The 13,724-nt window shown below is 69.8% G+C and carries 13 protein-coding genes and 1 riboswitch; of the genes, 3 read left to right on the plus strand and 10 right to left on the minus strand.

Annotated features, from left to right (window positions below; translation table 11 throughout):
- Window positions 1-622: bifunctional diaminohydroxyphosphoribosylaminopyrimidine deaminase/5-amino-6-(5-phosphoribosylamino)uracil reductase RibD (gene ribD, locus NQ151_RS13070; protein ID WP_257528365.1), on the minus strand; the 622-nt coding region annotated here is incomplete at its 3' end.
- A 60-nt stretch (window positions 623-682) separates the two neighbouring features.
- Window positions 683-825: riboswitch (FMN riboswitch) on the minus strand.
- Between the two features lie 127 nt (window positions 826-952).
- Here ribD and NQ151_RS13075 point away from each other — a divergent pair.
- Together NQ151_RS13075 and glpK are read left to right on the plus strand one after the other, a co-directional pair.
- A complete protein-coding gene (locus NQ151_RS13075) occupies window positions 953-2,677 on the plus strand; it encodes a glycerol-3-phosphate dehydrogenase/oxidase (protein WP_257509311.1) in 1,725 nt (574 codons plus the stop codon).
- Window positions 2,662-4,200, plus strand: a complete 1,539-nt coding sequence (gene glpK / locus NQ151_RS13080) for a glycerol kinase GlpK (protein ID WP_257509312.1) — start codon at window positions 2,662-2,664, stop codon at window positions 4,198-4,200. The genes NQ151_RS13075 and glpK overlap by 16 nt, the downstream gene beginning before the upstream one ends.
- Before the next feature lie 5 nt (window positions 4,201-4,205).
- Here glpK and NQ151_RS13085 read toward each other — a convergent pair whose 3' ends face one another.
- Window positions 4,206-5,081: an Fpg/Nei family DNA glycosylase gene (locus NQ151_RS13085; protein ID WP_257509313.1), complete on the minus strand. Its 876-nt coding sequence runs from the start codon at window positions 5,079-5,081 to the stop codon at window positions 4,206-4,208.
- A 39-nt stretch (window positions 5,082-5,120) separates the two neighbouring features.
- Window positions 5,121-5,687 (minus strand): GNAT family N-acetyltransferase, encoded by a 567-nt coding sequence (locus tag NQ151_RS13090; RefSeq protein WP_257509314.1) that lies wholly within the window; start codon window positions 5,685-5,687, stop codon window positions 5,121-5,123.
- Window positions 5,688-5,997: 310 nt separating this feature from the next.
- On the opposite strand from NQ151_RS13090, the gene NQ151_RS13095 reads away from it, so the two are divergent.
- The gene (locus NQ151_RS13095; RefSeq protein ID WP_257528366.1) at window positions 5,998-6,852 is read left to right on the plus strand and encodes a type IV toxin-antitoxin system AbiEi family antitoxin domain-containing protein; all 855 of its coding nucleotides are present in this window, start codon (window positions 5,998-6,000) and stop codon (window positions 6,850-6,852) included.
- Window positions 6,853-6,921: 69 nt separating this feature from the next.
- Here NQ151_RS13095 and trpS read toward each other — a convergent pair whose 3' ends face one another.
- From trpS to sdhC, 7 genes are all read right to left on the minus strand, one after another.
- Entirely contained in the window at window positions 6,922-7,926 is a 1,005-nt protein-coding gene (gene trpS / locus NQ151_RS13100; RefSeq protein WP_257509316.1) for a tryptophan--tRNA ligase, read from the minus strand.
- Between the two features lie 46 nt (window positions 7,927-7,972).
- Window positions 7,973-8,821: an exodeoxyribonuclease III gene (locus NQ151_RS13105; RefSeq protein WP_257528367.1), complete on the minus strand. Its 849-nt coding sequence runs from the start codon at window positions 8,819-8,821 to the stop codon at window positions 7,973-7,975.
- A gap of 54 nt (window positions 8,822-8,875) precedes the next feature.
- The gene (locus tag NQ151_RS13110) at window positions 8,876-10,099 is read right to left on the minus strand and encodes a YihY/virulence factor BrkB family protein (RefSeq protein ID WP_257509318.1); all 1,224 of its coding nucleotides are present in this window, start codon (window positions 10,097-10,099) and stop codon (window positions 8,876-8,878) included.
- Between the two features lie 65 nt (window positions 10,100-10,164).
- Window positions 10,165-10,935, minus strand: a complete 771-nt coding sequence (locus NQ151_RS13115) for a succinate dehydrogenase iron-sulfur subunit (protein ID WP_257509319.1) — start codon at window positions 10,933-10,935, stop codon at window positions 10,165-10,167.
- A gap of 2 nt (window positions 10,936-10,937) precedes the next feature.
- Window positions 10,938-12,743 (minus strand): succinate dehydrogenase flavoprotein subunit, encoded by a 1,806-nt coding sequence (sdhA, locus tag NQ151_RS13120; protein WP_257509320.1) that lies wholly within the window; start codon window positions 12,741-12,743, stop codon window positions 10,938-10,940.
- 41 nt (window positions 12,744-12,784) lie between these two features.
- Window positions 12,785-13,240, minus strand: a complete 456-nt coding sequence (locus tag NQ151_RS13125; RefSeq protein WP_257509321.1) for a succinate dehydrogenase hydrophobic membrane anchor subunit — start codon at window positions 13,238-13,240, stop codon at window positions 12,785-12,787.
- Window positions 13,240-13,674, minus strand: a complete 435-nt coding sequence (gene sdhC / locus NQ151_RS13130; protein ID WP_257509322.1) for a succinate dehydrogenase, cytochrome b556 subunit — start codon at window positions 13,672-13,674, stop codon at window positions 13,240-13,242. Before sdhC ends, NQ151_RS13125 begins: the two co-directional genes overlap by 1 nt.
- Between the last annotated feature and the right edge of the window lie 50 nt (window positions 13,675-13,724).

Raw genomic sequence — 13,724 nt, forward strand, 5'->3', positions numbered from 1 at the left:
GGGGTGGTTGCCGCTCTCCTCGGCTCGGGCGCGGCTCGGGGGGGGGGGCGCCCCCCCCCCCCCCCCGGCGGTGCACGTCTTCGCGTGCGGCCGGTCCGGTGATCCACTGGCTCGTGCCGTCGGCGGCGGCGGCGCGGCCGTCGAGGGACTGCGCCCACTTGACCGTCACGTGGGGCCTGCCCAGCCGCTGTACCGTGAGCCAGGAATCCAGCAGCGCCCGGCCCTCGTCGGAAAGCACGCCGGCTTCGACCTCGACGCCGGCCGCGGCCAGGCGCGCGGCGCCACCGGAGGATGCCTCGCCGGGGTCGGCGACGGCGTAGACGACGCGGGCGACGCCCGCGGCGATGAGGGCCGCGGCGCACGGCCCGGTGCGACCGGTGTGGTTGCAGGGCTCCAGCGTGACCACGGCGGTCGCGCCCCGGGCGGCGCCGGGGGCGAGTTTGCGCAGCGCATCCACCTCGGCGTGGTCTGTGCCGGCGCCGCGGTGCCAGCCTTCGGCCAGCACCGTCCCGTCGGGGGACAGCAGCACGGCGCCCACCTGCGGGTTCACCCCGCGGGGGCCGCGCACGGCCAGCGCCAGCGCACGGCGCATGGCGTCGCGTTCGCGGTCTGTCGCGGTCATCCGTCGTCCTCCGGTAAGAACTCCGGGGGTGGACTGCCGTCGACGACGCGCGTGGCGTCGTTCGTGCTGCCTCCCATCCGGACTAGCGACATCTGTCGCATCACCGTCGGTCCCGGAATTTCACCGGGTCAACCCTTGCCGTAAGGCGCGGGCTCGCGGACTGTCACCGCCGGTTCGGATTCTCACCGACCCCGGAGCACGTAATTGCTCTCGAGTCTAGTCAAACGCGGCATCCGGTGGATCATTCCCGTGCATATTTCTCGCTTGAGTCGTGTCTGCGGCCGGAGCATGACAGGGTGGAATCAGCGAACGCGAGGGAGAGCCGCACGGATGCCGACTGCCGACGAGAACCCCGGATTTGCGGCGCTCGCCGCCCGAGCACATGCGGATGTCCTCATCCTGGGCGGTGGCATCAACGGCCTCGCGGCGTTCCGGGACCTCGCGATGCAGGGCGTCGATGTCGCCCTGGTCGAGCGCGCCGACTATGTCAGCGGCGCCTCGGCGGCCTCCTCGCACATGATCCATGGCGGGGTGCGCTACCTCGAGAACGGGGAGTTCCGCCTGGTGCATGAGGCGGTCACCGAGCGCAACGCGCTGCTGAAGGATGCACCGCACTACGTGCGACCGCTGCAGACGACGATCCCGATCTTCTCCACCTTCTCGGGGCTCCTCTCGGCGCCGCTGCGTTTCCTGCGCCACGGCAAGGGCAAGCCGCGGGAGCGCGGGGCCGCGCTGATCAAGATCGGCCTGGTCATCTACGACTCGTTCTCGCGTGGCGGGGGGCAGGTTCCCCGGCACACCTTCTACGGTCGCAAGCGGTCACTTCGACAGCTGCCCGAGCTGAACCCGCGGGTGAAGTACACCGCCACGTACTGGGATGCCTCGGTGCACGACCCGGAACGACTCGCGATCGACGTGCTGCGCGACGGCATCAGCGCCGGCGGTGACCGTGCCCGCGCGGCCAATTACACCGCCGCGGTGGGAGCCGCCGGCGGCGGCATCGTGCTGCGCGACGAGGGGAGCGGGGCGGAGACGGTCTTCACGGCATCCGTCGTCGTCAACGCCACCGGCCCCTGGGTGGATCTCACGAACGCCGCGCTGGGGGACCGGGCACCGCGGATGGGCGGTACCAAGGGCTCGCACATCGTCGTCGACAGCCCCGAGTTGCTGGCGGCCACCGGCGGCCGGGAGCTTTTCTTCGAGAACGAGGACGGCCGCATCGTCCTGATCTACCCGTTGCAGGGTCGGGTGCTCATCGGCACCACCGACCTCGAGCACGACATGCGCGAACCTGCCGTGTGTACCGAGGCGGAGGTGGACTACTTCATCGATCTCGTGGCCCAGGTGCTCCCGAGCGTCCGCGTCGACCGCTCGCACATCGTCTACCGCTTCTCCGGCGTGCGACCGCTGCCCCGCCACGACGAAGTCGCGCCCGGATTCGTCTCCCGCGACTACCGCATCGACGCCACTCGCATCGACGGGACCCCGGCAGTGGTGCTCAGCCTCGTCGGCGGCAAGTGGACCACATTCCGCGCCTCCGCCGAGCGCCTCGCCGACACCGTGCTGACCCACCTCGGCGTCCCGCGGCGGCGCTCCACCAAGAGCGTTGCGATCGGGGGTGGCCAGGGGTTCCCGGCGACCCAGCGCGCCCGCGTGCAGTGGGTCGCCGACCACACCGGGGCGCTGCCGACCGCGCGGGTGGATAGGCTGCTCTCCCGCTACGGCACCGTCGCGACGGAGGTGATCGCCGCCATCGTCGGCGACCCGGGCGACGCACCGCTCACCTTGGCGCCGCAGTACAGTTCGGCGGAACTGCGCCATGTGGCCGCCACCGAGCACGTGCGTCACCTGGACGACGTGCTGATGCGCCGCACGAGCCTGGCGTTCATCGGCGCCGTCACACCGGACGCGGCGCGCGAAGTGGCCGAGGTCATCGCCCCGGTCCTCGGGTGGGACGATGCACGTGTGCGGCACGAGATCGACCGGGGACTGCGCGCCGTGCGCGCGGCAGAGCCGGCACCCGAGAACGAGGAGACGCCGTGGCCGACCACGTGATCGCGATCGACCAGGGAACGACGTCCACCCGGGCCATCGTGTTCGACTCGACGGGCAGCATCGTCACGACAGCGCAGCGCGAACACGCGCAGATCTTCCCGCGTGCCGGGTGGGTCGAGCACGACCCGATGGAGATCTGGACCAACACCGAGTGGGTGCTGTCTTCGACGATGTCGCGTGCCGGCCTGAGCGCCGGGGACATCGCCGCGATCGGCATCACGAATCAGCGCGAGACCGCGATGCTGTGGGATCGCCGCACCGGCCGCCCCGTCGCCAACGCGATCGTGTGGCAGGACACCCGCACACAGCCGCGCATCGACCAGCTGGCGGCGCAGTCGGACGCCGGCAGCCAGCGCTTCGCGGAGCAGACCGGGCTGCCGCTGGCGACCTATTTCTCGGCGTCGAAGATCGCCTGGATCCTCGACAACGTCCCCGGGGTGCGCGCCGCCGCGGAAGCCGGCGACGTGATGTTCGGCACCCCGGACACCTGGCTCATCTGGAACCTCACCGGCGGCAGCCGGGGCGGCATCCACGTCACCGACGTCACCAACGCCAGCCGCACCCTGCTGATGGACCTGCGCACGCTCGACTGGTCCGACGAACTGCTGGCGGTGTGGGACATCCCGCGTGGCATCCTCCCCGAGATCCGCTCGTCGTCCGAAGTGGTCGGCGAGGTCTCGGTGCCCGGGATCGCCCGTGGCGTGCGCATCGCCGGCATCCTCGGCGACCAGCAGGCGGCGACCTTCGGGCAGGCCGCGTTCGACGCGGGGGAGTCGAAGAACACCTACGGCACCGGCAACTTCCTGCTGGTGAACACCGGCACCGAGCTGGTCCGATCGCAGCACGGCCTCATCACCACCGTCGCCTACCGGTGCGGGGAGGAACCCGCGCGGTACGCGCTGGAGGGCTCCATCGCGGTGACGGGGTCGCTCGTGCAGTGGCTGCGCGACAACCTCGGCCTCATCCAGCGGTCCAAGGACATCGAGGCGCTCGCGGCATCCGTCGACGACAACGGCGGGGCGTATTTCGTGCCCGCCTTCTCGGGGCTGTTCGCCCCGTATTGGCGGCCCGACGCGCGCGGCGCCCTGGTCGGAATGACCCGCTACGTCACGCGAGGGCACATCGCCCGGGCCGCGCTGGAATCCACCGCGTTCCAGACCCGTGACATCGTCGAGGCCGTCGCCGCCGACACCGGGGTCGCCCCGGACGAGTTGCGGGTGGACGGCGGCATGACCCGCAACGACTTGCTGATGCAGTTCCAGGCCGACATCCTGGGCATCCCGGTGGTGCGTCCGCGGGTCGTGGAGACCACCGCGCTGGGTGCGGCGTACGCGGCAGGGCTCGCCACCGGCGTGTGGACGGGGCGCGACCGGCTGCGGGAGCACTGGCGCGAAGACGTGCGCTTCGAGCCGCGGATGGAGCCCGACGAGCGCGAGCGCCGCTATCGGCTCTGGCGCAAAGCGGTGACGAAGTCGTTCGACTGGGTCGACGACGACGCGCGCATCCTCATGGACACCGTGTAGCGGCGCTACTTCAGCAGTCGGGAGAGCCGGCGATCGGCGAGGATCTTGCCGCCGGTCTGGCAGGTGGGGCAGTACTCCAGCGAGTTGTCGGCGAAGAACACCGACCGCACCTCGTCGCCGCACACCGGGCAGGCTTCGCCCCGCCGGCCGTGCACCTGCATGCCGCGGCGTTTGGCGTCCTTCAGATCGGCGGGGGGCTTGCCGGATGCCGTCGCGACGGCATCCGCGATCGTCTCCCGCAGCGCAGTGTAGAGCCGGTCGATCTCGGCGTCGTCGAGGCCTGCGGCCAGGGCGTACGGCGAGATGTGAGCGGCGTGCAGGATCTCGTCGGAGTAGGCGTTGCCCACGCCCGCGATGATCGACTGGTCGCGCAGCACGCCCTTGATCTGGGTGCGCCGGCCGGCGAGCAGGGCGGCGAACGCGTCGCGGTCGAAACCGCGGCCGAGCGGGTCGGGCCCCAGCCGGGCGATGCCGGGAACATCGTCGGGGGTGCGGACGACGTACACCGCGAGGGACTTCTTGGTGCCGGCCTCGGTGAGGTCGAAACCGGAGCCGTCATCGAAGGCGACGCGCAGCGCGATCGGGGTGCGGCCGGGCTTGATGACGGTCGCCGGCAGCGCGTCGTACCAGCGCAACCAGCCGGCCTTGGCCAGGTGGAACACCAGGTGCAGCGGGTCGCCGGCCTCGGTGCGGGCGGTGAGGTCGACGAACTTGCCGTGGCGGCGGGCGTCGAGGATCTGAGCGCCCTTGAGCGCCTCCACCGGCGGGTCGTACGTCTTCAGGGCAGCGATGTTCGCGACCGTCGCACGGGTGATGTGCAGCGCCGCGGCGCGCGCATCGAGGAAGTCGACGAGTCCCTGTACCTCGGGCATCTCCGGCATACCGGCATCCTGGCACGAACCGGCGACCTCGGGGTCAGGTCAGACCGAGAGGATCGGCCAATCCGCGGGGGAGCGGTCGTCGGTGGGCAGCAGACCGGCGACCCAGCCGTCGTCCCGCCCGCGCGGGTTCACCAGCTTCTGGCGCATCGTGCCCTCGTAGCGGAAGCCGAGGGTGCGCGCCGTGCGGGCCGAGGGGATGTTGCCGACAATCGCCTGCCACTCGATGCGCTTGAGATCCAGCGGTTCCGCGGCGAACGCGAAGTCGATCACGGCGCGGGCTGCCTCAGTCAGGTAGCCGTTCGCGCGTGCGTGCGCGGCCAGCCAGAACCCGATCTCGGCGTCGCCGCCGACGTGCAGGTGCTGCAGGCCGATCATCCCGATCCACGCGCCGTCGAGTCGGATGGCCCAGGTCAGCTCGGTCTCGGCAGCCCACCACTGCGCGGCCTTGGCGATGAAGTCGTCGGCGTGCGCGCGCTCGTACGGGAAGGGCAGCGTCGTCCACCGCGGGACCTCAGGGTCCTGCGCGGCGGCCGTGATCGCGTCGGCATCCGCCTCCGTCGGGATCGACAGCTCGAGCCGAGCCGTGCGGAGGGTCACAGTTTGCATCCCTCGAGCCTAACCGCGCCCCGTCCCTACCCCCGCCCCACCCCCGCCGTGCACAACGTCGGCAATTCACCCCGTCCCCGCCTCGAGCATGCCGTTCCGGAGAGTCTCAGGGCCGGTTTAGCGACGTTGTGCACGCGCCGGGCGGGAGACCCCAGCATCCCGGCGCCTCCTCCCCAGCCAGGGACACGCGGGGATTGTCCCCGATCCGGCAGTTCGGCACGCCCATCGTCGCCCGGACCGGTCCACCATCGGGACGATGTACAACCACCGTCTTGCAGCCGCAGAGTCCCCACCCGCCCCACCGTCAGATGTGGCTGTCACCATCCGATACGCGGAACTGCGCGCGCAGGGCGCCACGCGCCGCCGGATCGAAGCCGCCGTCGCCGCCGGCGACTTGATCCGCGTGCGTCGCGGGGTCTACGTCGGCGCGCTCTGCCCACCCGCCGCCCTGGCCGCTGCGCGCCACGGCGGACGGGTCGACTGCCTCACGCTGTTGGCGAGTCTGCGAATCTTCGTCCTGGCGAACCGGGTCCTCCACGTGCAGATGGACTACGGATCCACGCGTGTCCCCGCGCGTAGCGATCGTGTCGTGCGGCACTGGCGCTCCACCGTCGCGCACCCGGCCGCGCTCATGGCCCCGATGATCGAGGCGCTGGCTCAGGCGTGCCGGTGCCAATCGCCGAGGGCGGCCATCGCCACACTCGACAGTGCCTGGCACTTGGGGTTCGTGGACGAAGCGGGGATCGCTGAGGTCTTCCGACTTCTGCCGCATCGGTTCGCCGTCCTGCGTGCGCTGGTGGACCGACGTTCCGAGTCGGGCCCGGAGACGTTCATGCGCCTGCTGCTGCGTGCACAGGGTTGGCATGTGGATGTGCAGGTCCAGATCCGCGGGGTGGGGCGGGTGGACCTCGTCGTCAACGGGTGGCTCATCATCGAGTGCGACAGCGAAGCATTCCACGGCGACTGGGAGACGGGAAAGCGGGATCGTCGACGCGATCTGCAGGCAGCGCGACAGGGCTATGTCACGCTGCGCCCCATCGCTGAGGACATCCTGTTCCGAACCGACGAGGTGCTCGCGGCCATCCGCGACGCCGTTGCCCACCATGACCAGCGCGTGCACAACGTCGCCAATCCGCTGCGCCGCGGCGGCAACGGCATCCGCTGAGGCTCACTACCGCGCCGATTGGCGACGTTGTGCACGCTCGCGGCGGCGCCAGGCGCCGGGCGCGCGGGGTCAGACGCGGCGGAGCAGGCCCATCTTGTCGTACACGTCGCCGAGGGTGCGGTCGGCGACCTCGTCAGCACGCGCGGCGTTGGCGGCGAGAACGCGGTCCAGCTCGGCCGGGTCGTCCAGCAGCTCCAGGGCGCGCTCGCGCACCGGCGCGAACTCGGCGACCACGGCCTCGGCGAGACCCTTCTTGAAGTCGCCGTACCCGCGTCCCGCGTACTCGTCCTCGATCGAGGGGATCTGGCGACCGGTCACGGCGGCGTAGATGACCAGCAGGTTCGACACTCCCGGCTTGCTTTCGCGGTCGAAGCGCACCGAGCCCTCACTGTCGGTGACGGCGCGCATGACCTTCTTCACGGTGACCGCCGGGTCATCCAGCAGCCACAGCACACCGGCATCGGACTCCGCCGACTTCGACATCTTGGCGGTCGGGTTCTGCAGATCGAAGATGCGCGCGGTGTCCTTCTGGATGACCGGCATCGGCACCTGGAACGTCTGGCCGTAGCGCGAATTGAACCGCTCCGCGAGATCGCGCGTCAGCTCGACGTGCTGCTTCTGGTCGTCGCCGACCGGCACGATGTTGGTCTGGTACAGCAGGATGTCCGCGGCCATCAGCACCGGGTAGGTGAACAGGCCGACCGAGGTCGCATCGGCGCCGTAGCGCTGCGACTTGTCTTTGAACTGCGTCATGCGACCGGCCTCGCCGAACCCGGTGATCGTGGACAGGATCCACGCCAGCTCGGTGTGCGCCCGCACGTGCGACTGCACGTACAGCGTCGATCGCGACGGCTCGATGCCGGCGGCGATGTACTGCGCCGCGGTGCGACGGGTCTTCTCGCGCAGCTCCGCGGGGTCGTTCGGCTGGGTCAGCGCGTGCAGGTCCACGACGGAGAAGAACGCCTCGTACGACTCCTGCAGGTCGCGCCACTGCATGAGCGCCCCGATGTAGTTGCCGATCTGGAGGGAGTCGGCGGAGGGCTGCATTCCGGAGTAGAGACGGGGTCTGGTCACCCGTCCAGTCTATTGAGCGGATGCCGCGGCCCCCGCCGCGCCCGGATCAGGCTCCGACCGTGTAGTCCGCGATGACCGGCGCGTGGTCGCTCCAGCGCGTGTCCCACGACGGTGCCCGCACCACCCGGTAGTCCACGACCCGCTTGCCCAGGGCGGGGGAGGCGAGGTGGTAGTCGATGCGCCAGCCGGTGTCGGTGTCGAAAGCCTTGCCGCGGTTGGACCACCACGTGTAGGGCCCGTCGACGTCGCCGTGGAACGTGCGCCCCACGTCGACCCAGCCGAGCCCCGTGCCGGTGGAGCCGTCGACGCACGTCACGGCCTGACCCGCCCCTGCGGTGAACCGGTCGAAGTACGCCCGCTCGCGGGGGAGGAACCCGGCCTTCTTGACGTTGCCCTTCCAGTTGCGGATGTCCAGCTCGCGGTGCCCGACGTTGAGGTCCCCGGTGATGACAGCGAGCGATCCATCGGATGCCAGCTGCGGCATACGAGCCTCCATCGCGTCGAGGAAGGCGTACTTGGCCACCTGCTTGTCGGTGTCGACCGCGCCGGTGAAGACGTACGCGCTGACCACGGTGATCTGCTCGCCGTCGACGTCGATCTCCGCCTCGACCCAGCGTCCCTGGGAATCCAGCGTGTCGTCGCCGAGGGCGGTGCGCCACACCTCCAGCGGGGAGCGGGCGGCGATGGCCACGCCCGCGCGGCCCTTGGCGAGCGCCTCATCGTTCACAACATGCCAGCCGGGCAGGGCAGCGGCGAGATCGGATGCCTCGGCACGCACTTCCTGCAGCGTGAGGATGTCGACGCCGGCCGATTCGAGCCAGGGTTGCATGCCCTTTCGGGCGGCGGCACGGATGCCGTTGACGTTGACGGAGGCGATGCGGAGCGTTCGGGGCACGACGAAAAGCCTAACCAGCGCCGCCGACGCCGAACGCGCGACCGACCCCCGGCGTCAGCCCAGCCGCCGCCCGCCCGCGCGCGCCGCAGTAAGCCCCGCCTGCGCGTCGTCCAGCGCCTGCTCCGCCTCGCGCACCTCCCGCTCGGCGCGCCAGGCGCGCCACACCTGCCACCACCGCGCCCGTTCGCGTTCGGCCAGGGCCGCGCGCAGTCGCTGCTCCGCCCCCACCACGAGGGCGTGGGCCTCGGCGACGCGGCGTTCGTGCTCCGAGGCGGGGCCCAGCGGAATGTCGCGATCGGCGGCGACGACGGCGATCCACGACGCCGCCACCAGGATCACGATCGCAATCAGACGGAACCACACCAGGAACGCGATGAACACCGAGAACGTCGCCAGCAGTGGGTTGGACGGGGTGTACACCAGCAGCAGCCCGGCGCTGATCTGCAACACGCCGATGGCCGCCCCGCCCAGCAGGGCGCCGGGCCAGATTGTCGGCCACGGAGCGGCCGCACCGGCGAGGAAGCGGAACAGCAGCGCCAGCGCGGTGGAGTTGATCGCGAACGCGACGAGGATCGACAGCACCCGCCCCAGCACGTACAGCCACTCCGACGAGTCGGCCCAGCCGAGCAGGTGGAACAGCAGGTCGACGGCGCCGGATGCCACCGCGCCCAGCCCCGCGCCCAGCAGCAGTGCGATGCCGAACAGCACCGCCGCGACGAAGTCACGCGCCTTCAGCAGCACGTACCCGCGGCCGTCGAAGGGGAGCCCGAAGATATCGCGCACGGCCCGGCGGGTGAAGGTCACGAACCCGATCGCCGTCCACACCGCGACCAGGAATGCCGCTGCGCCGGTGACGGCCAGCGCGCCGGTGCTGGACTGGGCGACGTCGGTGACCTCCTTCGGTGAGATCGGGCCGGTGTCGGAGATGAGGTCGGGGATGTAGGAGTTGACGACCGAGATGACGGCCTGGACAGCCTCGGTGCTGCCGCCGAGCCAGACCCCGGCGATCGCGAACGCGACGTACACCACCGCGAACATCGCGAACAGCGACTGGTAGCTGATGCTCGCCGCCAGCAGGAATCCGTTGCTGCGCAGGAAGTGCCGCCACACCCGCACCGGGAACCACGCCATCGTGCGCCGGGTCAGCGCCGTGGCGTGCTCGATCGGCTCGTCGAAGCGTTGCCGCAGCGATGACTGCGTGCTCTCCCAGCGTGCGCGCCAGTTCTCGTCCGGCTCGCGCGCGGCGCCCGGAGGCGGATCGGGACGGTCGACGCTCACGCGTCAACAGTAGCGAGGGGGATGCCGCGACTGGCGGCATCCCCCGTCACACTGTCACTCGGGTGCTACTTGCGCAGGATCGCCTGCTTGACCTCGGCGATGGCCTTGGTGACCTCGATGCCACGAGGGCACGCCTCGGTGCAGTTGAAGGTGGTGCGGCAGCGCCACACGCCTTCCTTGTCGTTGAGGATGTCCAGACGCGCGTCGCCGGCGTCGTCGCGGGAGTCGAAGATGAACCGGTGCGCGTTGACGATCGCGGCGGGGCCGAAGTACTGCCCGTCGGTCCAGAACACCGGGCACGACGAGGTGCACGCGGCACACAGGATGCACTTGGTGGTGTCGTCGAAGATCTCCCGCTTGGCGATCGACTGGATGCGCTCTTTGCCCGGCTCCGGCTTGGAACCGGCGATCAGGAACGGCTGCACCTCGCGGTAGGAGGCGAAGAACGGCTCCATGTCGACGACGAGGTCCTTCTCCAGCGGCAGGCCCTTGATGGCCTCCACGTAGATGGGCTTCGAGATGTCGAGGTCCTTGATGAGGGTCTTGCACGCGAGCCGGTTGCGGCCGTTGATGCGCATCGCGTCGGACCCGCAGATGCCGTGCGCGCAGGAGCGGCGGAAGGTCAGTGACCCGTCGACCTCCCACTTGATCTTGTGGAGGGCATCGAGCACACGGTCGGTGGAGTACAGCTCCACGTCGTAGTCGACCCAGCGCGGCTCGGCATCCTGTTCGGGATCGAAGCGCCGGATGATGAACGTGACGAGGAACGACTGGATGCCGGTGTCGTTGCTCGGCGCGGCGGCGAGAGCCTCGGCCGGGGCGATCGCAGTGGCCATGCCTAGTACTTCCTCTCCATCGGCTGGTACCGGGTGATGACGACGGGCTTCCAGTCCAGCCGGATGTGGTCCTCGGGGTGCGAGGACTGCGCGTCACCCGACAGGTAGGCCATCGTGTGCTTCATGTAGTTCTCATCGTCGCGCTTGGGGTAGTCGTCGCGCATGTGGCCGCCGCGGCTCTCCTTGCGGTTGCGGGCGGTGACGACGACGACCTCGGCCAGGTCCAGCAGGAAGCCGAGCTCGACCGCCTCGAGCAGGTCGGTGTTGAACCGCTTGCCCTTGTCGTCGACGTGGACGTTGCGGTAGCGCTCGCGCAGGTCCGCGATGACGTCCATCACTTCGGAGAGCGACTCGTCGGTGCGGAAGACCTGGGCCTTGCGGTCCATCTCGTCCTGCAGCGTCTTGCGCAGCACCGCGATGCGCTCGGTGCCGGGGTTGTGGCGCAGCGTCTCGAGCATGTCCCGCACATCCTTTGCGGGGTCCTCCGGCAGCGGCACGAAGTCGGCGGTCTGCACGTACTCGACGGCGTTGCGGCCGGCGCGCTTGCCGAACACGTTGATGTCCAGCAGCGAGTTGGTGCCGAGGCGGTTCGAGCCGTGCACCGACACGCACGCGCATTCGCCGGCGGCGTACAGTCCCGGCACGACGGTGGTGTTGTCGCTGAGGACCTCGGCGTTGACGTTGGTGGGGATGCCGCCCATCGCGTAGTGCGCGGTGGGCATGACCGGCACCGGCTCCACCACCGGGTCCACGCCCAGGTAGGTGCGGGCGAACTCGGTGATGTCGGGGAGCTTGGTCTCCAGCACCTCGGCGCCCAGGTGCGTGCAGTCGAGGAAGACGTAGTCCTTGTCGGGTCCGCCGCCGCGACCCTCGGCCACTTCCTGCACCATGCAGCGGCTGACGATGTCGCGCGGGGCGAGGTCCTTGATCGTGGGCGCGTAGCGCTCCATGAACCGCTCGCCGGAGGCGTTGCGCAGGATCGCGCCTTCGCCTCGGGCGCCTTCGGTGAGCAGGATGCCGAGACCGGCCAGGCCGGTGGGGTGGAACTGGAAGAACTCCATGTCCTCCAGCGGCAGCCCCTTGCGCCAGATGACGCCGACGCCGTCACCGGTGAGGGTGTGGGCGTTGGAGGTGGTCTTGAAGATCTTGCCGAAGCCACCCGTGGCGAAGATGACCGCCTTGGACTGGAACACGTGCAGGTCACCGGTGGCCAGCTCGTACGCCACGACGCCGGCGACCTGGGTGGAGCCGTCCTCGGCGGTGACCGTGACGAGGTCCAGCACGTAGAACTCGTTGAAGAAGTTGATGCCGAGTCGGACGCAGTTCTGGAACAGTGTCTGCAGGATCATGTGGCCGGTGCGGTCGGCGGCGTAGCAGGCGCGACGCACCGGGGTCTTGCCGTGATCGGCGGTGTGGCCGCCGAAACGCCGCTGGTCGATCTTGCCCTCAGGGGTGCGGTTGAACGGCAGCCCCATGTTCTCGAGGTCGATGACGGCGTCGATCGCTTCGCGGGCGAGGATCTCCGCGGCATCCTGATCGACGAGGTAGTCGCCGCCCTTGACGGTGTCGAACGTGTGCCACTCCCACGAGTCCTCTTCGACGTTGGCCAGCGCCGCCGCCATCCCGCCCTGCGCCGCACCGGTGTGCGACCGGGTGGGGTACAGCTTCGTGATCACGGCGGTCCGCGCGCCGGGTCCGGCTTCGATCGCCGCCCGCATGCCGGCGCCACCGGCGCCGACGATCACGATGTCGAACTGGTGGTAGTGGACGCCGTCCTTGACGACGGTGCCTGTGGTGTCGGTACTCACGTGTCAGATGCCTTCGTTCTCTGCGCCGTCGCGCGACGTCACTACGCCGCGCACTTTTCGATCAGCCACTCGGTCGTGCTGTTCTCGATCCCGAGGCAGGGATCGAAGGTGAACACGACCAGTGTGCCGAGGACGATCATCAACCCGGCCGACAGCCACAGCGCCCACACCAGCACGCGGCGCGCGGTGGCGCCGGCGACGTAGTCGTTGACGATCGTGCGCATGCCGTTGGCGCCGTGGATGAAGGCCAGCCACAGCATCAGCACGTCCCACCACTGCCAGAACGGCGAGGCGAACTTGCCGGCGACGAACGCGAAGTCGATGCCGTGGATGCCGTCGCCCAGCATGAGGTTGACGAAGAGGTGACCGAAGATCAGGACGACCAGCAGCACGCCGGAGGCGCGCATGTAGATCCAGCCCCACTTCTCCAGGTTCGCGCCGCGCTTGCGGGGCGTGGTGTGGGGAGTGCGGGGGGCGGCGAGGGTGTCGGCGGTCATCAGTGGCCCCCTCCCATCTCGGAGAAGACGTTCATGAGGTGGCGCGGTGTGAAGCCGAGCATCGTCACGGCCCACAGGCCAATGACCCCCCACCACAGCTGTCGCTGGTAGCGGGCGCCCTTGGCCCAGAAGTCCACGAGGATGATGCGCAGCCCGTTGTAGGCGTGGTAGGCGATCGCGGCGACCAGCACCACCTCACCGAGCCCCATGATCGGGTTCTTGTAGGTGCTCATCACCGCGTCGTAGGCCTCGGGGGCCACGCGGATGAGTGCCGTGTCGAGCACGTGCACCAGCAGGAAGAAAAAGATCGCAACGCCGGTGATGCGATGCAGAACCCACGACCACATACCCTCGTTGCCGCGGTACAGCGTGCCGCGCGGGGTCTTGGAAGTGGTTTCGGTCGCCGAGGGCGTGACGCGTGCAGCGGCTGCCACTATCGTCCTCCATGGTCGAATCGTCAGGCGGACCGCACACACGAGGGGCG

The organism is Microbacterium sp. zg-YB36 (assembly GCF_024623575.2).
Lineage (GTDB): Bacteria > Actinomycetota > Actinomycetes > Actinomycetales > Microbacteriaceae > Microbacterium.

What these genes read in the sequence shown, in the direction of transcription:
- NQ151_RS13075 (WP_257509311.1), top strand. Translation starts at nt 953, where the DNA reads ATGCCGACTGCCGACGAGAACCCCGGATTTGCGGCGCTCGCCGCCCGA.
- NQ151_RS13125 (WP_257509321.1), bottom strand. Translation starts at nt 13,240, where the DNA reads ATGACCGCCGACACCCTCGCCGCCCCCCGCACTCCCCACACCACGCCC.
- NQ151_RS13085 (WP_257509313.1), bottom strand. Translation starts at nt 5,081, where the DNA reads ATGCCGGAGATGCCCGAGGTACAGGGACTCGTCGACTTCCTCGATGCG.
- NQ151_RS13090 (WP_257509314.1), bottom strand. Translation starts at nt 5,687, where the DNA reads ATGCAAACTGTGACCCTCCGCACGGCTCGGCTCGAGCTGTCGATCCCG.
- NQ151_RS13115 (WP_257509319.1), bottom strand. Translation starts at nt 10,935, where the DNA reads ATGGCCACTGCGATCGCCCCGGCCGAGGCTCTCGCCGCCGCGCCGAGC.